23 protein-coding genes are annotated in these 25,217 nt (G+C 60.1%); 6 read left to right on the top strand and 17 right to left on the bottom strand.

Annotated features, from left to right (window positions below; all coding sequences use genetic code 11):
- Window position 1 precedes the first annotated feature (1 nt).
- The gene (locus R4P65_RS27165) at window positions 2-496 is read right to left on the bottom strand and encodes a DUF3558 domain-containing protein (protein WP_317828819.1); all 495 of its coding nucleotides are present in this window, start codon (window positions 494-496) and stop codon (window positions 2-4) included.
- Window positions 497-709: 213 nt separating this feature from the next.
- On the opposite strand from R4P65_RS27165, the gene R4P65_RS27160 reads away from it, so the two are divergent.
- The 3 genes from R4P65_RS27160 (at window position 710) to R4P65_RS27150 (ending at window position 4,256) form a co-directional block, all read left to right on the top strand.
- The gene (locus R4P65_RS27160) at window positions 710-2,386 is read left to right on the top strand and encodes an FAD-dependent oxidoreductase (RefSeq protein ID WP_317828818.1); all 1,677 of its coding nucleotides are present in this window, start codon (window positions 710-712) and stop codon (window positions 2,384-2,386) included.
- Between the two features lie 9 nt (window positions 2,387-2,395).
- Window positions 2,396-3,832 (top strand): ATP-binding protein, encoded by a 1,437-nt coding sequence (locus R4P65_RS27155; protein WP_317828817.1) that lies wholly within the window; start codon window positions 2,396-2,398, stop codon window positions 3,830-3,832.
- Between the two features lie 70 nt (window positions 3,833-3,902).
- A complete protein-coding gene (locus R4P65_RS27150) occupies window positions 3,903-4,256 on the top strand; it encodes a UBP-type zinc finger domain-containing protein (RefSeq protein WP_020970111.1) in 354 nt (117 codons plus the stop codon).
- Between the two features lies 1 nt (window position 4,257).
- Here R4P65_RS27150 and R4P65_RS27145 read toward each other — a convergent pair whose 3' ends face one another.
- Window positions 4,258-4,584, bottom strand: coding sequence for a hypothetical protein (locus R4P65_RS27145; RefSeq protein ID WP_211919260.1), 327 nt, complete (start codon window positions 4,582-4,584; stop codon window positions 4,258-4,260).
- A gap of 43 nt (window positions 4,585-4,627) precedes the next feature.
- Window positions 4,628-5,119 (bottom strand): DUF3558 domain-containing protein, encoded by a 492-nt coding sequence (locus R4P65_RS27140; protein WP_317828816.1) that lies wholly within the window; start codon window positions 5,117-5,119, stop codon window positions 4,628-4,630.
- Between the two features lie 175 nt (window positions 5,120-5,294).
- Here R4P65_RS27140 and R4P65_RS27135 point away from each other — a divergent pair, with 175 nt between their 5' ends.
- Window positions 5,295-6,350, top strand: a complete 1,056-nt coding sequence (locus R4P65_RS27135; protein ID WP_003941279.1) for a 2,3-butanediol dehydrogenase — start codon at window positions 5,295-5,297, stop codon at window positions 6,348-6,350.
- On the opposite strand, the gene R4P65_RS27130 is transcribed toward R4P65_RS27135, so the two are convergent.
- The 3 genes from R4P65_RS27130 to R4P65_RS27120 form a co-directional block, all read right to left on the bottom strand.
- Window positions 6,340-6,663 carry a ferredoxin family protein gene (locus R4P65_RS27130; protein WP_317828815.1) on the bottom strand — a complete coding sequence of 108 codons (324 nt, stop codon included), beginning with the start codon at window positions 6,661-6,663 and terminating at the stop codon, window positions 6,340-6,342. The two genes, R4P65_RS27135 and R4P65_RS27130, sit on opposite strands and share 11 nt — an antisense overlap.
- Entirely contained in the window at window positions 6,660-8,249 is a 1,590-nt protein-coding gene (locus tag R4P65_RS27125) for an FAD-binding protein (protein WP_317828814.1), read from the bottom strand. The genes R4P65_RS27130 and R4P65_RS27125 overlap by 4 nt, the downstream gene beginning before the upstream one ends.
- A gap of 124 nt (window positions 8,250-8,373) precedes the next feature.
- Window positions 8,374-8,619, bottom strand: coding sequence for a hypothetical protein (locus R4P65_RS27120; protein WP_223257939.1), 246 nt, complete (start codon window positions 8,617-8,619; stop codon window positions 8,374-8,376).
- Between the two features lie 223 nt (window positions 8,620-8,842).
- Here R4P65_RS27120 and R4P65_RS27115 point away from each other — a divergent pair, with 223 nt between their 5' ends.
- Window positions 8,843-9,223 carry a helix-turn-helix domain-containing protein gene (locus tag R4P65_RS27115; RefSeq protein WP_003941392.1) on the top strand — a complete coding sequence of 127 codons (381 nt, stop codon included), beginning with the start codon at window positions 8,843-8,845 and terminating at the stop codon, window positions 9,221-9,223.
- On the opposite strand, the gene R4P65_RS27110 is transcribed toward R4P65_RS27115, so the two are convergent.
- From R4P65_RS27110 to R4P65_RS27090, 5 genes are all read right to left on the bottom strand, one after another.
- On the bottom strand, window positions 9,220-11,013 hold the full coding sequence (locus tag R4P65_RS27110; protein WP_317828813.1) for a long-chain fatty acid--CoA ligase: 1,794 nt from the start codon (window positions 11,011-11,013) through the stop codon (window positions 9,220-9,222). The genes R4P65_RS27115 and R4P65_RS27110 overlap by 4 nt on opposite strands.
- On the bottom strand, window positions 11,010-11,471 hold the full coding sequence (locus R4P65_RS27105; protein WP_317828812.1) for a MarR family winged helix-turn-helix transcriptional regulator: 462 nt from the start codon (window positions 11,469-11,471) through the stop codon (window positions 11,010-11,012). The genes R4P65_RS27110 and R4P65_RS27105 overlap by 4 nt, the downstream gene beginning before the upstream one ends.
- An 85-nt stretch (window positions 11,472-11,556) precedes the next feature.
- Window positions 11,557-11,688 (bottom strand): putative transporter small subunit, encoded by a 132-nt coding sequence (locus R4P65_RS27100; protein ID WP_003941363.1) that lies wholly within the window; start codon window positions 11,686-11,688, stop codon window positions 11,557-11,559.
- A 27-nt stretch (window positions 11,689-11,715) separates the two neighbouring features.
- A complete protein-coding gene (locus R4P65_RS27095; RefSeq protein ID WP_192804481.1) occupies window positions 11,716-13,368 on the bottom strand; it encodes a sodium:solute symporter family protein in 1,653 nt (550 codons plus the stop codon).
- A gap of 388 nt (window positions 13,369-13,756) precedes the next feature.
- Window positions 13,757-15,055: a plasmid pRiA4b ORF-3 family protein gene (locus R4P65_RS27090; protein ID WP_317828910.1), complete on the bottom strand. Its 1,299-nt coding sequence runs from the start codon at window positions 15,053-15,055 to the stop codon at window positions 13,757-13,759.
- Between the two features lie 339 nt (window positions 15,056-15,394).
- Here R4P65_RS27090 and R4P65_RS27085 point away from each other — a divergent pair, with 339 nt between their 5' ends.
- Window positions 15,395-15,985 (top strand): T3SS (YopN, CesT) and YbjN peptide-binding chaperone 1, encoded by a 591-nt coding sequence (locus R4P65_RS27085; RefSeq protein ID WP_317828811.1) that lies wholly within the window; start codon window positions 15,395-15,397, stop codon window positions 15,983-15,985.
- A 44-nt stretch (window positions 15,986-16,029) separates the two neighbouring features.
- Here the strand turns inward: R4P65_RS27085 and R4P65_RS27080 are convergent, their stop codons facing one another.
- From R4P65_RS27080 to R4P65_RS27055, 6 genes are all read right to left on the bottom strand, one after another.
- Window positions 16,030-16,614: an HNH endonuclease gene (locus tag R4P65_RS27080; RefSeq protein ID WP_317828810.1), complete on the bottom strand. Its 585-nt coding sequence runs from the start codon at window positions 16,612-16,614 to the stop codon at window positions 16,030-16,032.
- 586 nt (window positions 16,615-17,200) lie between these two features.
- Window positions 17,201-17,692, bottom strand: a complete 492-nt coding sequence (locus R4P65_RS27075; protein WP_317828809.1) for a hypothetical protein — start codon at window positions 17,690-17,692, stop codon at window positions 17,201-17,203.
- Window positions 17,689-18,543 (bottom strand): ParA family protein, encoded by an 855-nt coding sequence (locus R4P65_RS27070; protein ID WP_003940667.1) that lies wholly within the window; start codon window positions 18,541-18,543, stop codon window positions 17,689-17,691. The genes R4P65_RS27075 and R4P65_RS27070 overlap by 4 nt, the downstream gene beginning before the upstream one ends.
- A gap of 33 nt (window positions 18,544-18,576) precedes the next feature.
- Window positions 18,577-21,501, bottom strand: coding sequence for a Z1 domain-containing protein (locus R4P65_RS27065; RefSeq protein ID WP_317828808.1), 2,925 nt, complete (start codon window positions 21,499-21,501; stop codon window positions 18,577-18,579).
- Window positions 21,498-23,015 (bottom strand): ATP-binding protein, encoded by a 1,518-nt coding sequence (locus R4P65_RS27060; RefSeq protein ID WP_317828807.1) that lies wholly within the window; start codon window positions 23,013-23,015, stop codon window positions 21,498-21,500. The genes R4P65_RS27065 and R4P65_RS27060 overlap by 4 nt, the downstream gene beginning before the upstream one ends.
- Entirely contained in the window at window positions 23,008-25,131 is a 2,124-nt protein-coding gene (locus R4P65_RS27055; RefSeq protein ID WP_317828806.1) for a hypothetical protein, read from the bottom strand. Before R4P65_RS27055 ends, R4P65_RS27060 begins: the two co-directional genes overlap by 8 nt.
- Window positions 25,132-25,217 lie beyond the last annotated feature (86 nt).

Below are 25,217 nucleotides of genomic sequence, written 5' to 3'. Positions count from 1 at the left end.
TCTAGCGTGGCAAGGCCCCCTCCAGCGCCTCGGCATATCTGGAAGCAATGGAACACATTGAATCCTCTTGTTGCTGAGAATTTTTTGCGTCGGCCGCTATCCAAATCGAACCAAGTGATACGTCCAGACCCACGTAACAACGATCGATATCTGGGTCACTGGCACTGTGAAACCGAAGCGCCGGCCGACCACCGATCGACAAAGTCTCAAACCCCGCAAAGCTTGCATTTGCCTTCGCATCGTCAAGAGAGTTCTCGCCGGAGAAGACGATCACGTAGTACCCGGACTGAGTCCACGAGCAAATCTTCCAACCCGGTTGCTCGACGCCGGCGATGTCAACTTCCTCGGTAGCCGGATCAAGTCCAACTTCTTCCAACACCGAGTCCGGAATGTCCTTGCACGGATCGAACAAGCCCGCTTGGCCGGATGCAGGCTCAGCCGCCCCCTCCACGGCTGAGCTGCATCCTGCCGCAGCCCACACCAACATCCCAGCCATGAGCAGTCGCCCAACCCCCACCGACCCCCGCATGGCACCCCCTGTTGATGTGGACCCACACTATTAGATGCATCGGAGGCCCGATCGGTTCCGGCAATCTTCAAATTCCCAGTTCACGGTCCCCGGTTCACTCAGAGCGCATCGCTAGCGATTGACGCTCAGCTCAGCAGTCGCATACTTGAGAGGTTGACTACAACTTCGGGAAGGCACCGAGTGAGCGCACCGAAAGCCCCGGCCAAACCAGCGATCCTCAGCGTCGACGACGATCCTGGTGTTTCGCGTGCCGTCGTTCGAGACCTCCGGAAACGGTACGGCGAGAAGTACCGAATCATTCGCGCGGAGTCCGGCGACCAGGCGCTCGAGACCTTGCGTGAAATGAAACTTCGCGGCGATGCAGTCGCTGTGATCGTCGCCGATTACCGCATGCCCGGTTTGAGTGGAATCGAGTTCCTCGAACAGGCAATGGACCTGTATCCCGTAGCTCGTCGCGTTCTCCTCACCGCGTACGCCGACACCGATGCTGCGATCGACGCCATCAACGTCGTCGACCTCGACCACTACCTCCTCAAACCTTGGGATCCGCCGGAAGAGAAGCTGTACCCCGTCATCGATGCACTGCTCGATGCTTGGGCGAGCTCGAGTCATCACCCCGCCGAGGAAACCAAGGTGATCGGCCATCGTTGGTCCGAGCGATCATCCGACGTTCGAGAGTTCTTGGCACGCAACCAACTTGCCTATCGCTGGTACATGTCGGACGAGCCTGAAGGTCAACGACTTCTCTCGGCTGCCGGCACCGACGAACTGCGACTTCCCGTCGTCATCGCATCCAACGGAGATGTCCTAGTCGAGCCCACCGACGCCGAACTTGCCGACAAACTCGGGTTGAGTACCACTCTCTCCGAAGACTTTTACGATCTCGTTGTCATCGGCGGCGGCCCTGCGGGTCTGGGGGCTGCCCTGTACGGCGCTTCGGAGGGGCTTCGGACGGTTCTCATCGAACGGCGAGCGACAGGCGGTCAAGCCGGCCAGAGTTCGCGGATCGAGAACTACCTCGGCTTCCCCGACGGAGTCTCCGGCGCACAGTTGGCCGATCGCGCACGACGCCAGGCAACCAAGTTCGGCGCCGAGGTCATCACCGCGCGAGACGTCACCGGTTTGGAAATCAACGGTTCGGCCCGCACCGTGCGTTTTGACGACGGTTCGTCGGTCGACGCCCACTCGGTCATATTGGCGACCGGTGTTTCCTATCGCCAGCTTTCGGCACCGGGGCTCGATACCTACACCGGCCGAGGGGTCTACTACGGGTCAGCTGTCACCGAAGCCGCTCGGTGCAGCGAACAAGATGTGTACATAGTTGGCGGCGCCAATTCGGCCGGCCAAGCTGCGGTCTACCTCTCCCGAGGAGCTAGGTCCGTCACCATTCTCATTCGCGGAAACTCGCTCGAAGCCTCGATGTCCTACTACCTGATTCAGCAGATCGAAAAGAACCCGAAGATCACCGTGCGCACGTGCACGGAGGTGATCGGAGCCGAGGGTGACGATCACCTCGAACGAATCACACTACGTAACAGATCTACCGGAGAAGAAGACACTGTCGATGCTCAGTGGTTGTTCATCTTCATCGGTGCCGCTCCCCTGACCGACTGGCTCGGCGACGTGGTGGTCCGCGATGGCAACGGATTCGTTCTCGCCGGCCCGGACCTTCCCTCCGAAGGTGTCACCCCGGACGGGTGGCCGCTTGATCGCGCCCCACATCATCTCGAAACCAGTGTCCCTGGAGTGTTTGTCGCCGGGGACGTACACGCCGAATCGGCCAAGCGCGTCGCGTCGGCCGTCGGAGAGGGCGCGATGGCCGTGATGTTCGTCCACCGCTATCTCGCTCAACAATAGGGAGATTCGATGTCCATTCCTGAATGCAGCCCAGACTTGCTTCGCACCCTGTTCCTGTTCGAGAAGCTCACCGACGATCAGCTCGAATCACTCTGCCAGGCAGGCCATATCACCGAGATCGATCGAGGTCAGGTCTTCCTCGAAGGTGAGCCTGCCACCTGCTTCTACGTCCTCATCGAGGGCGAGGTGGTGCTGTCCAAGCTGTCGGGCGGCGAAGACATCGAGATCAACAGGACCACCCAGCGCGGCGTCTACTCGGGAGGCTGGACGGCGTATCTCGGCGATCGTGTACCGCAGGTCTACGCGGGGTCGATGCGAGTGACGACTCCTTCGACGTTTTTCGTCCTGGACGCCGACAAGTTCGGCAACGCGATGCGCGAGTGGTTTCCAATGGCGGTTCATCTACTCGAAGGTGTTTTCTTCGGCAAGAAGAACACTCAGCAGATCATCGATCAGCGAGAGCGACTCCTTGCACTCGGATCACTTTCGGCCGGGTTGACTCACGAGCTCAATAACCCTGCAGCCGCAGCGGTTCGAGCGACCGCGTCTTTGCGCGAGCGTGTCGCAGGTATGCGTCACAAACTGGGAATGGTTGCATCTGGCACCTACGACCGCGATGCCCTCGTGACGCTCATGCGGCTTCAAGAGGAAGTTGCAGAGGTTGTCGCCAAGGCGCCGACGCTCACTCCCCTCGAAGCCTCGGATCGAGAGGATTCGTTGGGTGAATGGTTCGAGGATCATTCGATTCGAGAGGGTTGGGATCTGGCTCCGACCTTCGTGCAGGCTGGTCTCGACACCGCTTGGCTCGAGAATGTTGCTGCAGCCGTTGACGAGTCCGTACTCGAAGGCGCAATTCGCTGGCTGAATTACACCATCGAATCCGAACTCCTGATGAACGAGATCGCCGACTCCACAACGAGGATTTCGACTCTCGTCGGTGCAGCCAAACAGTATTCTCAGATGGACCGCGCACCCTTCCAGACCATCGATGTCCACGAACTACTTGACAGCACGTTGATCATGCTGAGGCAAAAAATCGGAAGCGGAATCGAAGTCGTCAAGGAATACGACCTCGCGCTACCACCGATCGACGCCTACGCCGCCGAACTCAATCAGGTGTGGACCAACCTGATCGACAATGCGGTGTCTGCCATGGACGGATCGGGAACACTCACCGTTCGGACAAGCCGCGATGGCGACCGCGTGTGCATCGAGATCTGCGACACCGGCGCCGGGATTCCCGATGACGTCATCGACAGGATCTTCGAACCCTTCTTCACGACTAAGCCTGTCGGTGAGGGAACCGGTCTCGGCCTTGATATTTCGTGGCGAATTGTGGTCGGCAAGCATCGTGGTGAGCTTCGGGTCACGTCAGAGCCTGGTAACACCCGGTTCAGAGTTTTGCTGCCCATCGCGGGCCCACCGCGGGATACGCGCGACGACTAGTCGCCCTTGCACGGCCGGTAGGCAAAGCGCACGATGAAATGACCGACTTCAGTCAGCGAGAGGGTGGACCATGACCGACGGACTTCCAGCGGGGATCGATCCGAGCGTGCCGCCCAGTGGCGCGGGATGCGTCGAATGCGATGCGAGCAGCGGTTGGTGGGTGCACCTGCGTCGATGCGCGCAATGCGGTCACGTGGGGTGTTGCGACTCCTCACCGTCACAGCACGCGAGCAAGCATGCGGCCTCGACAAAGCATCCGTTCATGCAGAGCTACGAACCCGGTGAGGATTGGTTCTGGAGCTTCGAAACCAACGAGGCGTACGACGGACCTGAATTGGCGGCGCCCACTTCACATCCCGTAGATCAGCCGACGCCGGGACCTAAGGGTCGTGTCCCAGCCGATTGGCAGCAACACATCCACTGACTCAGTTCGGTTGGTCGATCGACCTCAAAGTCGAGACGTTCGACGACTCCTGATCGAATGCGTTGTCGATGCAGGCTTGAAACTGAGCCTGCATCGCCTCCACGACCGCGATATGACTCGCCAAAACATCGACGAGCGCATCGTGGCCACCGACGGCCTTCTCCTCGAACTTAGCCTGTAGGGCCTGTGCGGATCCTAGGGTTCCAAACCCTGTCAATTGACCGAGTAGTGCGGCGGAGTTCAATGCTGCCTCGAACTGCGCGCGGAGTTCAGTGCAAGCCGCGATCAGCTCGCCGGCGACTTTGGCATCGAGATACAAATTCGACATGTGACTCCTGTATCCGAGGGTGCAGCTGCAATCAGGACCGCTGTCACGGGAGCAATGGAATCACTGTCTCGGCGATTCGTTCCACCAGCGTGCACGGCGTCTCGGGGCGCGCCAGACCGACCTTGGCGCCGACGCGGATCATCGCAGTGGATTGAGAGGTCGCGAAGGCGACGTTGCATGCAGAATCTGTTTTGTCATTGCGTTCCTGGTATTTCAGGACTTCGCGCCCGGCGATTTGGGCTCGATGAAGGTCGCGCATGACTGGATTCTGTTCGACCTCTACGAGCGAATGATCGGTCGATGTCAGAGACAAGAAGTACCACTCACCGTTCCACGAGCAAATGTTGAAACCATCGATATGCGTGTCAACGATGTCAACCTCTTTCGTTGCCGGGTCAACTCCGACTTTCTCCAATTCCTCATTGCTGAGAACCTCACACGGATCAAACATCCCAATCACATCGACAGGGAAAGCCTCACCCTCAACCGTCGACGAACAACCCCCAACCAACAACGCGGCCGCGACCAAGACCACTGCACCCCTCACTCCCACAGCACTCCCCTCATTCGCGGCCCGCTCACAGTATTGGACGCTCCCCAGGACCGATCGGTTCCACCCCATTGCATTCCGTTGCAACCCTTCACCCACGCCAACAATCGGCCTAACGTCGATCTACCAGGGGATTCACAACGAAGTGAGGTGCGGATCAATGAAGGCAGCACGGTTCCACGGGCAGAAAGACATCCGGATCGAAGAGATTCCTGAGCCCGAATTGCGGCCAGGAACAGTCAAGCTGAAGGTCGCATGGTGCGGAATCTGCGGCACCGATCTCCACGAGTACCTCGAGGGACCGATCTTCATCTCCGCACCCGGACACCCGCATCCACTCTCACACGAGAATGCGCCGGTCACGATGGGCCACGAGTTCTCCGGCACCGTCGAAGAGGTCGGCGAAGGTGTCACGGACGTCGAGGTCGGTGAAAATGTTGTCGTCGAGCCGTATTTCGTCTGCAACGAGTGCGCCCCGTGCAAGGCGGGCAACTACCACCTGTGTACGAAGATGGGGTTCATCGGCTTGGCCGGCGGAGGTGGCGGGCTCAGCGAGAAGGTCGTCGTCGACCGTCGCTGGATCCACAAGATCGGCAACATCCCGCTCGACGAGGCAGCTCTCATCGAACCGTTGAGCGTCGCCCATCACGCCGTCGTGCGCAGTGGAGCCGAAAGCGGCAACGTCGCCATCGTGGGCGGAGCCGGACCGATCGGACTCCTCGTTGCGGCAGTCCTCAAGGGTCTGGGTGTCACGACGATCGTCACCGAACTCAGCGAAGCCCGCAAAGCCAAGGCCCTCTCCAGTGGAGTCGCCGACTACGTCATCGATCCCACCACCGAAGACGTCAAAGCGCGCGTCCTCGAACTCAGCGGAGGCATCGGCGCAGACATCGGTTTCGAGTGCGCAGGCGTCAACGCAGTACTCGACACCATGCTCGACACGGTCAGGCCTGCTGGAGTTGTTGTCAACGTGTCGATTTGGGGCAAGCCCGCGACCATCGACATGCAGAAGCTGGTCCTCAAGGAGATCGATCTACGCGGAACCATCGCGTACGTCCGTGACCATGAAGCGGTCATCAAGATGGTCCAGGACGGTGTCGTCGATCTGGCGCCATTCATCACCGGTCGTATTCAGCTCGAAGAGTTGATCTCCGAAGGATTCACCACTCTGATCGAGCACAACGACACTGCGGTCAAGATTCTCGTCAGGTCGTGACCGGACGGGGCACCTCGGGACCCACCGCGGTCAGCGACCCTGGTGCCCGCCCCTTGCCCCATCCGATCTTCTCTCGGTAGCGGCCGATGTGATCGTCCTCGATCACATCGGCCGTTTCCAACGGTGTGGATTGCGGATGCACATACAGCGCATCCGTCGGGCAATAGGCCTCACACATAAAGCAGGTCTGGCAATCCGATTGGCGCGCAATCACCGGGACGCCCGAGGGCGTCCGGTCGAAAACATCTGTGGGACATACATCTACGCATTTGTCGCAGCCGATGCATGCCGGCGCGGACACCCGCTCGATCATGACGCCACCAGTGCAGACCCGACAGATTCAGAAGTCCGAGTCCACACCGAATCCAAACCGCCGGTAAGAACGTGATGGTGCTGCGTCACATCGAGTTCGGGAAAATCGTCCCGCTTGCTCATTCCCCGAGTCTCGGTCCGCGCCAGCGTCGAGTGGTACATCCAGCGACCGACGGCCGTGATCGCAGCAGCCTGCCGCGCCGCCATCCGACCTGCTGGATCCGCGCCCAGATCCGCACTCACTGCACCCCACAGCGATTCGAGCTCACCGAGCGCTGCGGATACTCGATCACCGCTGCGGAGGTAGTTCTTGTCGAAGGGAATCAGCTGCGCTTGAGCAGCTTTCACCACATCGTCGGCAGCAAACCCGGTTCGTGCCGGATTACGCAATCCGACGGTTCCGGCTCCGCGAAGACCACTGGCAGACCCGCGTCCGAGCGACAGCGCATACCGCGCAGCACCGGTTCCTGCCCATGAACCAGAAGACATCGCCCACGCGGCGTTGTGACTTCCCCCGCCGGTAAACCCTCCGCAGATTCGCTCTCGGGTCGCAGCGTCCCCGGCGGCAAACAGTCCTGGAACCGATGACGCGCAATCGTCGTCGACCACGTTGATTCCCCCAGTGCCGCGCACCGTGCCTTCAGCGAGCATGCCGACCTCGAATTTGTCGGTGAAGGGATCGATTCCGCGGCGATCGAATTGCAGGAAGAAGTTGGGTTGCCCCAGTCTCATTCGACGCTGCACCTCAGCGTCGGCCCGATCGATCTGCGCGAAGACGGGCTCGTTCCGCAACGTGCTGGCGATGACGGACCTCCCCTTCGCCGAACCGGCTCCTTCGAGCACTCTTCCGTCTGCATGGAAGAACGTCGCGTACGCGTAGTAGGCAGTTTTGGTGATCGTCGATCCGGCCGCTGCGATTCCGTACGCGTTCGAGAACTCCATTCCGGAGAACTCGGCTCCGACTTCGGCTGCCATCAATGCACCGTCACCGGTATCGACGTTGGTACCCAACGCACCGGAGAGAAACGCACAACCTCCGCTGGCGACCACTACCGCGCCTGCCGAGACTCGGTAGTCCTGGTGCTCGTGGCGTTGGTAGCCCGCAGCTCCGCGAACTCGCCCGGCGTCGTCCACCAACAGCTCCAGCGCCGGCGAATGGTCGAGGATGCGCACCCCGGCTCGACGAATCCAGGTGCGCATCCGCCGCATGTATTCAGGCCCCTGCAAGCCGGTGCGTACCTGCTTGCCCGTGCTGGGGTCGACGGGGAACGGATATCTGCCCTCCACCGCGAGGAGATCCATGTTGGAGTAGGTTTGCTCGAGGACGCGGTCCATCCAATGGTGGTCGGCCAGATATCCGCCGAGCGCCTCACGACCGGCCTTTGCCCGCTCACGGGCAGTCGTATCCGGTTCGACGTACCAAACACCCGTTCCGGATGGGGCCGTCGCGCCACTCGTTCCGCAGTATCCCTTGTCGACCAGGACGACGTCTGCACCGGCCTTGGCCGCACGCAACGCTGCCCACGCGCCGGCGGGGCCACCACCGATCACCAATACATCGGTGGAGAGTTCGAGGACGTCCGTCACTGGCCAGCTCCTGTCAGAGGTCTACGCAACACTTCTGTTGCCGCAATATTCCTCGAACGAACTACCCAGCGCCACAGTCAGAATCACTGTGAACTCAACCAGTCACCGCCGCATCGACAGAGCGCTACGACGCTTCCCGCTCCTCGTCGGTGCACAACGCGGAGTACTTGGCGAAGGCTTCCTGCAAGGTCAGCGATTTGCGTCGCTCGGTGATGTCGCGGGGCTTTCCCTGCACAACACATCGACGAGCATGTTCGATCACAGCTTCACGTATGACGCTGGAAATGTCCGCGCCCGTGAGCTCTTGGAGGGTCTCTAGGGCCCTCAGTTCCTCTACGTCGAATCTCACCGTTACCGATCGTCTAGCCACGCTCAGGATGTTACTTGCGGGTACACCAAATTTGGTGAGTTACATATGCGTCGAGTCGAATATCTTTGGGCGCCAAAACCTTCGAATTCCGATCTACGTGGGTAAATAGTTTTCCACTCACGGCACTCATGTAACGCAACGCACACGGCGCTAGCCAGCGTGCCGACGGACACTGTCGCTGTCTATGCTTGCGAAACACTGCCTTCGATCGGAGATATACCGCGTGAGCATCGACCACATCGTTTCCGCAGTCGACGGCGACGCTGCCGAGCGAATCAAGACAGCTCTGGCCGAGAGAGCCGCAACGTCGACGGACACGACCACGCTGGTGTTCGACGGCGTGAGCATCGAGATTCCGCCATCGGTCGGCGACGCCGTCGTACAGCTCCTGACCTACCTCGCGGCCGGCGACAGCGTCGCTCTCGGGCCCGTCGCAGAGCTCCTCACCACCTCACAGGCAGCAGAGATCCTCGGCGTTTCGGACACGTATGTACGCAAACTCGCCGACGCCGGGAAACTCCCGATCGAACTACGAGGCACCCACCGCAGGTTCCGCCTCGATGACGTGATGGCTTACCGCGAGCAGTTCCCCAAACGCGCCTAGCTCTTTGCGTACATTCCTTCGATCTCCTTCGAGAACCGATCGACGACGACATTGCGCTTGATTTTGAGCGTCGCTGTCATCTCACCGTCTTCCTCGGTCAGATCGCGATCGAGAATGACGAACTTCTTGATCGACTCCGCATGCGAGACAGCAGCATTGGCGTCGTCGACAGCCTTCTGCAGCTCCGCTCGAAGGTCCTTGTCGTCACGTAGTTCGGCGACGGTCGCGCCAGAAGGCTTACCGTTCTCCGCCTTCCACTTCTCGAACACCTCGGGGTCGACGGTCAGCAGCGCCGTGATGTAGGTCTTCCCGTCGCCGACGACGACTGCCTGCGAGACGATGGAATGCGAACGGATACGGTCTTCCATCGGACCGGGCGAGACGTTCTTGCCACCCGCCGTCACCAGAAGATCCTTTTTACGTCCTGTGATGGAAAGGTAACCGTCGCTGTCGAGTTCACCGAGATCACCGGTTCGCATCCAGCCGTTGACGAATGTCTCTTCGGTGGCCTTGTCGTTCTTCCAGTATCCCTTGAAGACGACTCCACCGTTGAGTTCGATCTCGCCATCCTCGGCGATGCGAACCCCGTTGCCGCCCATCGGCTGTCCGACGGTTCCGATCTTCTGAGCACCTGGGACGTTGACGCAGTGCGCCGCAGTGGTTTCGGTGAGGCCATAGCCCTCGTAGATCGGAACTCCGAGCCCACGGAAGAAGTGCCCCAACTCAGGAGTGAGGGCGCCGCCGCCGGAGATCGCGAACCAGCACTCGCCGCCGAGAGCCTCACGAAGCTTCGAATACACCAGCTTGTCTGCCACTGCGTGCTTCGCCTTCAAGATCAGCGAAGGACCGCCCTTGTCGAGAGCTTGGCTGTACTCCTTGGCGGTGGCTTCGGCGAAGGCGAAGATCGCGCCGGGAGTCTTTCCACCGGACTCCGCCTTGCGTGCTGCGCCGTCACGAACTTTTTCGAAGACACGCGGAACACCGAGGATGGTGTTGGGCTTGTAGCGCTCGAATTGGGTGGTGATGGTGGCAAAGTCGGACCAGTGGGCCTGCGACGCACCAGCTTCGAACGTCGCGAGGGACACCGCGCGAGCCAGCACGTGAGCGAGCGGCAGGAAGGTCAGGACTCGGTTTCCCGGAACCGCCACCTTGCCGATCGATGCCGTCAGAATCCCGCGCACCTCGGACAGGAAGTTGCGATGCGTGAGGATGCATCCCTTGGGACGGCCTGTGGTGCCGGAGGTGTAGACGAGTGACGCCAGATCGTCGGCCTTGATGCCCGCGAGTCGCTTCTTCAGCTCGGTGTCGTCGACGTCGGCGCCCTGTGCGGTCAGCTCTTCGACTGCTCCGTCATCGATCTGCATGACGGCCTTGAGAGAGCTTGGCGCGTCCTGGAACAGCTGCTCGTGCGCGCCGGTTTCGACGATCGCGATGACGGCCGCGGAGTCTTCGAGGATCCAGCTGACCTGCCCCTGAGACGACGAGTCGTAGATCGGAACGGTAGCGGCGCCGGCAGCCCAGATGGCGAAGTCGAAGAGGGTCCACTCGTATCGGGTCGCGGAGAGGAGTGCGACGCGGTCGCCTGCCTGCACCCCGGCTGCAATGAGACCGTTTGCGACGCCGGTGACCTGCTCGGCGAACTCTTTGGCTGTGACGTCTACCCAACCCTCTCCCTTGGGGCGGGAGAACACCGTCAGTTCGGGCGTGCGCTCGGCGTGAGTGAAGACGGTGTGCACCACAGACTCATTGTCGGAGATGGTGAACTGGGCTTTGGCGCTGTACTCACTCACAGGGTGTCATCTCCGTTGGTCTGCGATTCGATGCTGATTCTGAAGCGGTGGAGTGCGCGGGCGAAGTCTGCGACCTCGGACTCGGTCCAATCGTGCAGCCTGCCGGCGACTTGGTCGAGCCGACGCGCGTCGGCGGCGTCGAGGTATTTGCGGCCAGCCTCCGTGAGGTGCAGCGGATTGCCCTGACGAACGGATCCCGGATCGGCAGACACCCAGCCTGCCTCGATGCACCCGCGCACTTGGCGCGAGATGGTCGAACGATTGACGCCGAAGACTTCGGAGATCTCCGTGGCCTTACAGCCGTCGTTGCGGCCGATGAAGGAGAGGAAGGAATGTTGCGCGATCGACGGGTGGTCATCGGAATGCCGATCCCCCGTCATCAGCTGCCGCGTGAGGTGCACCAGCTCGTCATGAACGGCTGGTGGACCGGTGAGCGCCATTGCTCCGTCGTGTTGCACTGAGCAACTATAACGCCGACCCCTGTGTCCGACGCAATATGACCGCCGCCACCGACAAGAAGTCCGTCGGTGGCGGCGTGAAGAGTTAGACCAGATCCTCACCGTTGCGGCGAGCAGTTGCCCAATCCTTGAAGAATCCCTTGCTGATGACTCCCAGCACGACCAAGACCAACGCCGGCCAGATCAGAACATAAATGGTCAGTAGGGCTGTACTCATTCGTATTCCTTCTACTTGTCTCGACGGTTACTTTCCGGAAGCTCCGACAGCAGGAAACTCCTCCTCGTCGAAGTCTCCGGTCCGCTGCTTGATGAGTTCGAAATCGAACGTCTCACGCTGATTGACGGACATCGCAAAGCACACGACGGTACTGACGGCATAGGCCACCAAAGATCCGCTGAGCGTTGGGTAGTCGTGCAGGAAGCCGATCGCGAACGGGGCGGACAGCACGATCGCCAGGCCACCGACGATCTGCGCAACCTTCAGACCGAAGAATCCAAATGTCATGAGCCCCAGCACCACTCCGATACCGACAACGGCAACGATGTCGGAGAGAATCCCGAACATCCCATCCATCGGCACCCAACTGAATCGGACGGGCAAGAAGGCAGCAAGAGCCACCAGCACCGACACAGTGAAGGCCTTGTTGGTGACCTTTCCCCAATAGAAGCTCGCAATAACCGGGAACACCAGCGCGCCCCACAGCGCGCCGACGAACACCAACAGATCCAGAATGCTCAGTTGCAGACTTGCCAAGGAGATAGCCGCCGCCGTGGCAACTATCATCGTTACTCGGCCGATGAGCAGCATCCGTCGAGGGTTCGCATTGGCCTTGCCTGCGACGGCTTGGCCGTAAACGTCGGTCATCACGATGGACGAGAGCGCAGCAAGGTCCGAGTCTGCCGTCGATGACAGCGCGCCGATGATCATGACAAAGAAGACGGCCAGCAAAATTCCGGGCAGGTACGACGCGGCCATCTGCGGAATCAGGTTGTTGACGTCACCATCCATCGGCTCGATTCCGAGGTACAGAGCGAGAACACCCAGCATTCCGACACCGATGACCGTTGCGCCATATCCCACGGTTGCGGTGATGAAGGTGGGCTTGATCAGGTCTTCGCGGACCGCGAACAGACGTTGGGCAATGGTCTGGTTGCCGATTGCGTAGGCAAGAACTGCCGCGATGTACGGCGCGCCCTGCTCGAAGAAGGCAACGCTCGAGAAGAAGTTGCCCTGCTCAGCAGTAAGGTTGCCTGCCCCGGATTCGAAGGCTGCCGGGAACCCCGCCGCAAAGAAGATGAACGGCACCAAAACCGCTACCGCACCGAGCATTCCGATCAGCTGAACGAAGTCGGTCAACACCGAAGCGCGGAAGCCCGACCACAGCGTGTACAGCAAAACGCCCAGCGCAACGATGAACACACCCTGGATGAAGTTGAACGGCGAAAGCAATGCGATCAGCAGACCACCAGCGAGGAAGTTCGACATCAAACTGATGAGACTGCCGACGATATTGGAACCCGCGAGCATCAGCTGACTCGAGCGTCCGTGCCGCGCGTACATGACCTCAGCCAGGGTGTGGGCTTTCGGCGCTACTTTACGAATTCGCTGGCCGAACGGATAAATGAAGAGAATCATCAACGCGCCCCACAAACCGTAGTGAATGGGGCCGGAGATTCCGTAGGTGTAGCCAGAAGTGGCAGATGCGTACATCGACGACGCCCAAATCCAGGTGGCCGTCATACTCGCGGCCGAAACACCAAATCCTAACTTGTTTCCGGCGGTCATAAAACCGTCGGCATTTTCCTGCTTCTTACCAATACGAAGAGAAATCAGAAAAGTTCCACCATAAAAAGCAACAAGCAGTGAAACAATTACCAAGGTACTGAACTGGACCATGTCGGACCCCGTCACATGCCACATCCTTCGCACATAATCGGCAGAACAAAGCACAAAACCCCTGTTCAGGATCTTTGCGCTTCGTTTCTGCACGCCCTAGGAGCGACCGCCATACCAACACCGGTCACATATTCAATTGACTAGCAACACGCACTTCGTCTTTTCGGAAACCCAACCTCCACAAAATAAATCTTCTGCGCAAGCTTTTGGCTCGACCACGCAATTCAACAACTGAGAATCGACCATAGCATGATGGCAATTTCGAACAAAAACTCCAATATTTTCCCACCCGAAAATATTCATGATTCCGCCGCAGAAAAATCGTGCGCTTCCAGCGCATATAACAACTCCGCATCGATTGAAATCGATGCTCGATTCGATCGCTTAGCTACATCGACAGGACCATCCTGGCAAACCGTCGGCCCCACTCGGGGTCGGCGGAAACATGCTGGTCCAGCGGATTGGAGACAATCGCCCCGATCATTCGCAGGTACAAGAGGGTGTCTCGCACCATCCACGTCCAATCGTCGTCGCCGAGGCGGGTTCCGTCTGTTGTCGACCAACCCAGTGCCGTGAGGCCTTCGATCATCACTTCACTACGTTCGAACTCCGACAAGCCGGCAGCCAACGTAAGGAACAGAATTCGGCCGGCTTCCTGCCCCAACTCGCCCTTTCCCAACGGCATGGCCGACACGATATGACGCCACAGCTCGCCTTCATATGCAAGCACTGACGCGCCGAGTCGAGTCAGAATCAATGTGCCTCGGAGTTTCCGGACAAATCTCAGCGTCTTTGCGACTTCAACGAGTACTGCTAATTGCGAGTCACTCCCTGCCGTGACATCGATCCAGTCACTGCCCCAATCGAGTTCGTCTCGGGCGGCCGCAACATGGTCCGAAGGAAGTGACCCGGATGCCGTCAATACAATCCCACCACCTCGCGCGGAGTTCAGTAGCCACAGCAGCTGGCGGGTTGCTCCCTCACGCATCACCTCGAAATAGTTGTCATATCCGCCACGAAGCTCCGATTTGGCAACTGCGGCAAATAGTTGCGGCGCGGAATGAACCGACAGGCGACGCAAGAACTTCTCGAACAGCGAACTGCCCACAGGCGGTGACCTATGCAGTGCCACCGACGTGGCGACTGCCGCATTGGACACTGTGAGAACAAAACGTTCGGGATCGAACAGTCCGGTACTCGCCTGCGCGTTCAGGAACTCGCGATACCCGACCGGACCGCCAGAATCCTCCGGCGGACACGCTCTCGCGCCGCCGAGACAGGATGGCGCAGAAATCGGCTGGTCTTCGACAATCTGCTCGAGAACCAACGTGTGGCTCCACCTCGCGCGGACGTTGTACTCGTATCGGACGTAGTCCCCTACCCCGGTGACCGCCTCGTCGATCCGGACTTCGTCCTCACCAAACTCGTCTTCCTGGTATCCGTCGCGCTCGATCACTTCTCGCGCGATATACCGATCTGGGCCATTGTCCGTTGAATGATGGACACTCACCCACTGATGAGCGTGTTGATCTCCCCATCCCATCACCGCCTGCACAATCGAATGAAGTTGGTCCAGCTCGATATTCGACGGAACCGAAAACCGTCTCCAAATAGGCGGCGTGATGCAGTCGAGTTCGATCCGCAGTACAAAGTTCGCCACCTCCGGCCGTCGACGCTGATTCCGCATCTGCCTCGGCGTAAGGACCTTCATCTGGCTTTGCGCCGCTTGATATGCAGGTACCAAACGCAGATGTGAAGCTCGCCGAACTCGCTGACCCGTCATGTTTGGAGGCTAGATCTACCTACCGACAGCCGAGATACTCACTGCCACAAGGCTGCCCGATTTGTCGGGGCTCGCATCTCGTCGCTGGTCGGCTGTCAAGTCCTGATCAGCGCGGACCTGCGCAGGCATTGTTGATCATCCACTGCGCGGACAATAGTGTGCGCCGATTACCGTAGACCTGACAGCTACCGCACGAAAACAGTGGCCAGCGCCTGCTCGGACTGCCACAGAACATGAGGATCCATGAGCGACCAAGACACGACCGCCGACCAGCCCCTCCACATCAACGGCGCAATTGCCTTGGTGACGGACGAGCGCGACGAGTTGGTTCGCCTGTGCGTCCAGACCCTCGCCGAACTACTGGGCAGTGAGCCTGCCACCGATGACGATGGCGACATCGTCGTGCCGGTTCACGGATTTGTCGTCTACGTGACCGTCGCCGACGACGGACCCCAGATCAACGTCTGGTCCTCGGTTCTGACCGGCCTCGGCAATCCCTCGCATGCTGCGACTCGACTGATCGAGCTCGCGCAGGAATGGCCGCGCCTGCGCTTCGCCTTCAGCGGCGACCACCTACTGGTCTCCACGATGCTCGACGCGGACCCCTTCGTTCCACAACATCTGCTCAACCTGATCGACGAGGTCCACGACTTCACTCACGAACTCGACGACGATTTTGCTGAATCCTTCGTCGGGTCCCTCGACTGCGACGCCGATGACGACAGCTACGCCGGCGACTGCAATCCCGGAGGTTGCGGCGGAGACTGTGACTGCGCGTGCGGCGATGAAGCAGACGCCGCCGACGGTGATCTTGGTATTACCCCAGTCAAATAGACTGGCCCTCTTCGATCAGCTCCGCAGAGCACTCGCTGGAGTTGTCACGAAGCGACATAGATCTGCGTGCGGTGCCAGTCCAGATACACGACATCCGGACGCTCCGCTTTGTCCGGCAAGATCAATCGGTCTCTCAGAGGTGGCTTTCCGAGTGCGGCGCGAAGCGGACCTTCGATTTCCATATCGCTCTCAACGCCGGGCGCGTAATGGAGGTTCAAGTCCTCGTCGACGGTGATGAGCCCCGTATCGAAGGCGATATCGTGTGTCGGGCACGCGGTGAAGCCGTTGCGATGATCAAGTCGCTCTTTGTCAGTGCTGTCCCGCCAGGGCTTGATATGACTTGCAGTAAGGAGGCGCGGCCGGCGTCGGCCACCGATGTTCGCGCTAAGGCCGCAGAACACGCAGCGGTGCTCGTGATTGCTGAGTACGCCAGCGGCGAACCGGTGCTGGCCGATCCGAACTCTGGAGGTCAGCAATCGCTGAGTGGTCGCGATGGGGATATCGTTACGTTCGCTCGACCACTTTTCGAGCGACTGCTCCAAGGATCTCTCGATCTCACTTTGGACTAACTCTTCTTGTCCCGCCAACCACAGCGTTTCGCCGCTTTCCAATTCCAGGAAGTCCGGCAACGCATGTTCGTCAATTCCGTGGGAACGCGCCGATCGCAGAATTCGAAGGTATACGTCCTGCATCAACACGCTGTCCGAAAGCATCAACGACGCGACCTCGACCTCATGTCGCCCGCCATGACTACGTGTTCCATCCAGGTTCGCCATCTTTGCGATAAAGCTCGTGGGCCGACGCTTGAACAAACTCGCAAAATGCTGGACCGGCATTCCCGCACGATGTGCAGAAGAGCTACCGAACCGGCGATGGTCAACCAACAGCGATGCACAGAGCGACAACACGACCTCGCTCGGAACGAACGGCACCTGTCGGCTTCCCTTCGGCACCTCCTGGCGTGCGAGTACCGATTTCCATTGCGTCGCCAGCGCGGTGGGCGATGGATCAAGAAACTCGGAGATCACCGAAGGTGCCACTTTGCGCCTTCCTGGTAGGTGTCCAACCCGCAAGTTCACACACTAGCCGGCGCCGCGCGGAATCATTCGCAGCCACTCGTGCGGGAGCGCCATCCACCGGTGAAGGAGTTCGGCGAACCCGTGCGCCTATCTGGCAGCCCCAAGGACCACAACGGTGCACGGGGAGGCGGAGCCCCTACCGGAACGCACTCCCCTTCGAGGTCAGTGCCTTCACACGCTCGACGGTCCAGGCCGCAAGCACATCCACCTTGCGCTTGCGACCCGTCTCCTTGTGCGTGTCGATCTCCTGCTCCGCGATGATGTCCTTGATACCGTCTGCGTCGAGAGCTGAAAGACGTTCCAACAGAACTTCTTCCCCTTCAACCTTGAAGACCTCGAACGGGTCGAAAGCGCCGGGCTCCCGCTTCACCTTCGGAGCCGCAGCACGACGGCGCGGCGCCGGCACTGGGGCAGCTACCATAGCGACTGCTCCATCGGACGGAACTGCGAAAGCGCTTTCGATTGCCTTCGCGAACCGCGGGGTACGGGCAGCTTCCTCCGCGACGACCTGAACCAGCTTGGCCAGCAACACCGAGGCCGAGGCATTAGTTGCACCCAACTTCAAGAGCGCGGCACCGGTCTCCTGCACCTGCACGCGACGACGCGCCTCATCGATACCCGCACTCATAGCTTCGCCTGCGCTTCCGTGAGAATGTTCTGCGTGATCGCACGCATCTGATCGAACTGACCTGCGTTGCCGTACTTCACTTTCAAGGTGCTGTACGGGTGAAACTCCGCCGACGCGGCAATCTGATTCGACTCCGCGAGATACTCCGGCAATACGTGTGGGACGTTCGGATCGCGCCGAAGGTTCCGCACAGTCGTGCGGTGCACCGCCGAGTTGGACTTGTACTTGGTGATCACCAACCCGAGTTCGAAGAGTTCACGGCCGAGTTCTTTGCCGAACTTCGCGATGTGCGTCTGGATCTGCGGAATGCCGTACGTGGAGAGTACATCCGGGATCGTGGGGATCACGTAGCCGTCAGCCATGGCCAATCCGTTGAGTGTGATCGGCCCGAGATTCGGTGGGCAATCGATCAGAACGTAGTCGTAGTACGGCATCACCGGGGCGACGGCATCCCTCAACAATTCAACCGGCTTGGTGGAGTTCCGATCAGCAACCCGAAGGGCACTGATCTCCTCCTGCAGCTCGATCAAATCGAGAGATGAGGGAAGCAGATCCACACCCGTCACTCGCTTGACCGGCGAGACTCCGCGCTGAATCGAGGCTTCGAGATCGAAGTTCGACGTTCCATCGACAGCGTCACGGAAAATGGTTGCGCTGGTCAGCCCTTGCTTGTTGAGTTCGAGCCAGTGATCCTCACTGATCATCATCGTCGTCAGATTGATCTGCGCATCGAGGTCGATCAACAGCACGCGCTGACCGAATTCGAGCGACATGAACTCGGCCAACCCCGCGGTGATCGTCGTCTTACCGACGCCGCCCTTGAGGTTGATCGTCGCAATCGTCTTAGCCATCAGAACCCATTCCTGTCTCCCACCACAACACACCTAGTTCGCATCGACGATCGCCCCTGTCCCTGACTGCTTCACCCGAAAACCGATTCGCCCCAACGGCTCCGCCGCGTGCGGAAGCGCGTACGAGAACAACGTCGCAAAATCGCGCGAGTCCACGGGACCAGCCTGTGCCCGTTTCAACTGACGAGGAGCCGGATCGTTCGCAAATACCAGAATCAATGCACCGCGAGTCTTCCGATGAAGAGCACCCGCAAGCGGTCCACCGTTCTTCTTCGGGCTGCCCGCAATGTGCTCGATCGCATCGCGCTCACGAACGGCCGTACCGGTGAAACCTGTTCGGTACTCGCGTTCCTGGCGTTTGCGATTGACGATCGGAAGTTTCTCGTGCCAACCCTTGATCTCGATCGGCTCCCGGGTCTTGGGGTACGGAAGCAGAACTGCGAAGTCTTCGAGCAATCCGGATTCGATTGCGGTCGAGAGCGCTTCGCGGTGGGGACCGAAATCCCACCCGTTCGCCCACTCGAACTGGTCGACGGCCTCCAACACCACATGGGCAGGGACGATGCCGTATCGCGCAGTGAACGATCGCGAAACGTCATCCTTGTCAACGAAATTGAAGGACCCTGTTTCGTCCAACGACTTCAATAATGGTGTAACCGCGTCGAAGTGCCGAGCGTTGATCGAACCGTCGCCTCGCGGGGGCTGCATCGTGAAGCTGAAACTTTCACCACCCATGCCTCGATAAACCAGATCGGCGTTGAACATCTTGTTTCGAGCCGTTGGCCTGAGCCACGGCAGCTGCTGAAACACCATCGGCGGCACATCGCGTGGAGTGACCCACGGTTCGCCCTTCTCATTCACGCCGCTGAATCTGGTGAGCTCATTCCGAAACTCCTGCTCGTCCCGAACGATCGCCTCGAACGCCTTGTACATGTCGTAGTCCGCGCCGGCAGGTCCGCCAACCGTGCGGCCGATGAACAGGCGCACCAGGTCTCGGTACCCGGGGCGGAATCCGAACCATCGTCCCATCTGCATCAATGTGTCAGCTTGGCCTGTTCGACGCGTGTAATAAGTGATGGTCAGGCCCTCGACCGTGAATCCGCGACTCAGCTTCGTTCCGCCGACAAGGATCTTCCACACTCCCCGTTCTTGGAAATCGAGGGAATCCTGTTTGTAGTCCTTCTCGGCTGCCCCGTTGACCACGATGACGGGGCTGGTTCCCTCCGAGATCCTGTCGTAGGCGGCGCCGATGAACTCCTCCAAGTCGCCAAACGAGCTGGGATTAGCCAACTCGCTACCACGCGCAGCACTCACCACTGCAAAGTCCTCGGCCCAGAGCTTTTCCAGCCTCGAGAGACTCTTTGCCTGGCTGTACCCCGCCGACTTCCACAAGGCCTTGAAATCGTTGGCCACCGCGTCGTGCTCGGCCTGCTTCACCGATTCGTGCACCAACATCGTGTGGTGCCGATACGGCTTGGCGCCCTTCGATTCCCGGAAAAGCTTGATCGCCCCGGTGAGGACAAACGAGTCGAGAGCCCGCAATTGTTCGGCAGAACGATCCTCGTCGCACTCGGCCCGTAGATCCCGGACGTACGCTTTCTCGTTCGAATTGGCCGGAGTCTTGTCGTCGTCTTCGACGTCGTCGAGATCGTGGAAGTCCGCACCACCCATGTACGGGCCGGGCCGCTCAAGACTGACGATGAAGTCCGAAGGAAAGACGTTGACGCTGTCTTCCGGATCGACAAACACATTGGCAAAAGGTGTTGCGGTGTAACCGATGTACTGGGCACGCTCGAGTAGACCGAGGATCTCAGCGATCTGTCCGTTGATCGCCGTCCGCTCGATCTGCTCGGTTTTCATCTTCTTCGGATCAATTGTGTTCACCGATGCCTGATCGGCTTCGTCGTCGATGATCAGGGCAGGGATCTGATCGAGCTCGGTCGGGACTTTCTTCAGATCGGCCACCAGCTTCTTGAGGCTGGAGACGTTCTTCTTCACGACCGCGATACGAATATTGCTCGGGTACAGATTCTTCGGATCATTGAGTGGAAGAGAGTGATCCACGGTTTCGAAGTGCAGTGCGCTCAAGCCCGCGAGCAGACTCTTGTAGTCAAAGGTCGAGGTGGTGAGCCGGCGGATAGCCGGGATTTCATTCGTCTTGTTCGGATCGATTTCGTGTTCGAGAAAGTTCCCGTTTCGCCAGTCCTCGTCGTTGGCGTAGTCGTCGTCCACACCGGCACTGATGTTTTGACGACCGACCAATTCCATGTCGAGGCGTCGCTGAGTCTGGCTCCGGAGAATCTCGATCGTGCCGGTCAGAACGATGACCAAGCGGTACCCAGCGTCGATCGCCTTGGCTACTACGCCACTGAAATTCGCCGTCTTTCCGCTCTGGACGTAGCCGACCACCAAACCTTTGGACTGATACGGCTCCGGCCGGGTTGGGTCGGCGAGTCGATGCACAACCTCGGTCGTTGCGACGTCCAGCTTTCCGATTGTCGCTTCGTCCCAGTTCTTGTCGGCTAAAACTCGCTTGTAAGCGCGCCAATAGAAGTCGTGCTCGCGCCGGCGCTCGGAGGTGTACCAGGGGTCCCACGGCTGCTGAGCCGCAATGACAACGGGCCCACCTTCGCGAGGGAAGCGCGCATCCATCTCGGCGTGCGCGTCTACCGGCAGTCCCAACAGGTCGTAGATCCGAGCTCGCCGTTCCGGGCTCTGCCGGGTAGTCGAACCTACCCATGTCTCAACACTTTCCGCATCCCACTGCCGCAGACGCGAGGTGAGCGCCGTTCGTACACCGACAGCACTGTCGTCGAGGAACACATCGATGACGTCCGCGATGGTCAGGCCGTCCGGATAGCTCGCTCGCAGGCGCGCGTTGACCGGGTAGAGCACGTTCTCGGGCGGAAACCCGTCACCGAGTTCACGTGCAACCGCACGGAATACTTCATCACTCACTGCACTACCTGCTCCCGGTGCGCTGCCACTGCGGAAATCAACACTTCCTGCCACGCCTGCATCTTTTCCCTCTGACGAGCGCCGATTCTCGTTCCTTCGAACATCTCACTCACCAACAGGAAGACAAGAGTCTTGAGCACCGGAGCATCAGCCGGGTCGAGACTGCGGCGTCCGAGCAGATCACGCCGAAAACGCGCATTGATCCACAAAGTACGAGTCTTGAGGTCGACTTCGAAGAACTGATCACGCGCCAAAGCTCGCCAACCCACGGCAACAGGATCATCGCCGACACTGAATTCAAAGGCGTCGCTGAAGGAATCGAGCACGTCTTCCGGAAAGCCGGATGCCGGCTCGATGACGCTGATCGGCCGTGGAGCAGAACTACGAGCCGCGCGCACTACCCGCTCGGCGTCGGTCAAATACGAGCGAAATCCACCGTCGCCCTCGCCGAAGGTTGCCCCGTCGACGGCAGCCGACGCAGTGGCGTCGAGCGTCACCCCCGATTTCTCGGGATTGATGGTGATGTGCTGCAGCAGAGAATCGTTCAGGTCGACAGCAATTCGTGCCAATCCGTAGTCCGGTCGGCCCCGCACTATCGCGTTCCAGCCGCCGATCTGCAGGAGTCGATCGTGCCGATAGAAGTAGAGCCCCTGCTGGTCGCGGCCGGGGGCGCCGTGGATGCGAAATTCCGGTGCATTGCTCCGGGCGGGCCACATGTGAGCTTCGGCGGTTACTGTGACACCGGCGATCGACACGGTAAGTGTCCGAGGGTAGCTGGGGTCGCCGGTGCGCGGATACCGGAACGGGTCGATGGCACTGACTGTGCGCAGCGCGCCGGCGCGTCCCGCTTCGACGTCGAAGACATCGACAGTCAGAGCGATCCGGCCGGATTCGATGAGACGGTGAAATACGACGCCGAGATGACTGCGCACGTCGTTGATGGCCTGTTCGAGCCAGCTGGTCTGCTCGTCCGCGTGTGCGGACATGAGAAAGGTTGTGATGCCGCGCCATTCGACAACAGTTCCGGTGTCGAACGGAAAGCGAGGCGTGACTGCGTCGAAGAATTCGGCGGCATGGCGGTCCTCGATCACCGAAACTGACTGACGCCCCTGCACTGAGGCGGAGTCGATCTCGCGGCCCTGCGTCGGGTGACCCGACTTTCGAGACCACACTCGGAGCAAACGAGCCTGACTCAACGACGCTGCCTTCATCCCCACACCGAAATGACCCAGGTCCTCGGCGGCGTAGTCGCGTCGACGGCCGTAGGTCATCGCAGCATCGATGGTGTCACTGTCCATGCCGGAACCGTTGTCGATCACCATCATCGACACGATCCGTGTGCCGTCCTGAACGAACCTGATCAGCACGTGGGAGGCCGCGGCGTCGAGGCTGTTGTCGATCAGATCGGCGAGCGCTGTCGCGATGGTGTGGTGCAAGCCAATGGCGCCGGCGAGGGACTCGTCCGCCGCAAGGATCTTGGTGCCCACTATGCGGGTGCCCGCGACGTCAGTCATGAGATGCATCCTTACCGTCTGCCTCGTCGATTTCGGATGCTTCGCCGCGCCTCCACGCCGCCTCCAAGAAGTCCAGAATCACGTCCTCACCACGATCTTCGTACGCGCGCAGTATCTTTCGTGGACGGTCTTCGCCGTCCAGACACACGGCTTCGGCAAGGATCCGCACAACATGTCTCTCGGCAGTTCGCAATGGCTCGCGATTGCCAACCTCTGCGAGTGCCTGACGTAGTGGGTCGATGTCAGAGTGGACGATCGCCGGTCGAACCACGCGGAAGGTTCCGTCTTGCCACAGCTCGAGCAGCACGTCTTCGCCCTCGACAGCGGAGAGTTCACGCAGGAATCGGCGGATAGTGCCGAACGTCGGCTGCGCTCCGGTCCACCGAACTGCTTGAACGCCGAGGTGGCTCTCCAACTCGATGGTCTCGCCGCGCGCACAGCCCGCAGCGACCGCAACACCGGCGGGCACCGCAAACCCGGAACCCCGTAGATGATCGGAGGTCACGGTCAGTCGATACCGCCACGTACTGCCTGACCGGTACAGGCGGCGAGTCAACTCTGGCGTCTTCGCAGTGTTACGTGTCCGCTTGCGCCGGACGATCCCGTCACCACCAATGTTGAACTCACTGGTTCCTTCAGCCTCTCCCGAAGAAACCGATTCCTCCCCAACGGAATCCGCACTTCCCCAGGCGTGCAGCCGCCACACTGCGCCGTCGAGCGCCACGCGATCGTCGGCCTCGAGCGCGCGCTCGATCGACCGCTCACTGCGATCGGACTTCAGCAAGTCCACTAGCTCGACGACGGACTTCGGCGATCCGACGGCTTCGAGCGCGCCGACTGCCAGATCGGAGATCCGACGCGCACGCGTCAGCGCAGACTCCGCCACTACGACGACCCCGCACCACGCAAGCCACTTCTCCAGTTCGCCGCGTGACATCGACACCACTTCGGCGACGTCGTCGAGCGCAACCACACCGTTGGGGGACTCAAAGTCTTCCAGCAAGGTCTGAGTGCGTTTCTTGGCCGCCGCGACGCCCGGAGCGGCAGCCCAACCGTCAGTCACCTCGAAGTAGTCGTCGAGGCGGTCCAGAACCAACCACAGCGGAACTCCGTAACCAGGCACCTCCGCCGCGATGCTCGGATGCACGTCGAGGAGGCGATCAAGCGAAGCTACCGGCTGAATCTCGACACGCAGGCTGGCAAGCAGGTTCCCCACCGCCGTCCCGAATCCGCACGCCGCGTTGAGTTTGGCTTTCACGTCGGCCTCGATCTGCCCGACTCGCCCCGAGCCCACTCCGAGCTTGGCTCCGATCGCTCCCCTGCGCTGCGGAACTCGCGCCACGATCCGCTCACGCAACACCAACGACTCCCGCTCATCCAGCTGCGAGAAGAGATTGTCGATCTCGTCCATCGCGTCGGTACGGTCGGTGTCGGGCAAGTCGTTCGGCGTCAGAGCCGAAATCCGGGCGGCAACTTCCTGAATCGAGGCCGGAGATTCGTCGTCGATCTCGACGGTGACGAGCGGTCTGCTGTCCTGGCCACGAACCCGTCGCCACATTGCGAGCTGAGCGAGATCGTCGAGCAGCGCCGTGATCGCGGGTGGGGCAACTGCTTCCTCAGCGGTCTCGACGCGGGCGAGCGGAGTCGTCATGACCGCACAGACCAACAGGTTGAGCACTATGTCGTGCACCGTCTGTTCGCTCGTTCCGCGCACGCCGAAGATCTCAGCGGTCGTGTGCGTCAGCAGTCCGCCGATTGCCTTGTCGGTGGTGAGCCGAGACAGTGCCGTCACTGCCCGATTATCGAGACTCAACGCCTCCAGCGGGAGATCTTCACCAAGGAGCGGAAAGCTCACTCGTAATACCGCTGCCGCGTGGTGGGCGATGTAGAGAGACGCCAGCTCGGAGAGAACCTTCTCGAGATCGACCTCGAGAACAGTGAACGACGGCGCTTCGCTGAACCACCAATCAGGCGACGGGGCCAGCGGCTCGAGCAGCGCAGCACGATCGGATACGTAGTCGTCCAGCCAAGGAAACAGATCGACCCACAGCGTCTGACTCAGCTCGTTCGCGGGAAGCGAGTTCACACCCAACGTCAACGCACTACTCCCACTCACGGATACCTTCATTGCGGTCAAAACCGACCGCGATGTCGGTAACAAGTTACTGCAGCTTGTGAGTGGTCGCAGCGCCGGACCTGCTT

Origin of the sequence: Rhodococcus sp. IEGM 1318 (assembly GCF_033142465.1) — a bacterium.
Classification (GTDB): domain Bacteria; phylum Actinomycetota; class Actinomycetes; order Mycobacteriales; family Mycobacteriaceae; genus Rhodococcus_F; species Rhodococcus_F qingshengii_B.
This window is presented reverse-complemented; position numbering and strand designations above follow the sequence as displayed.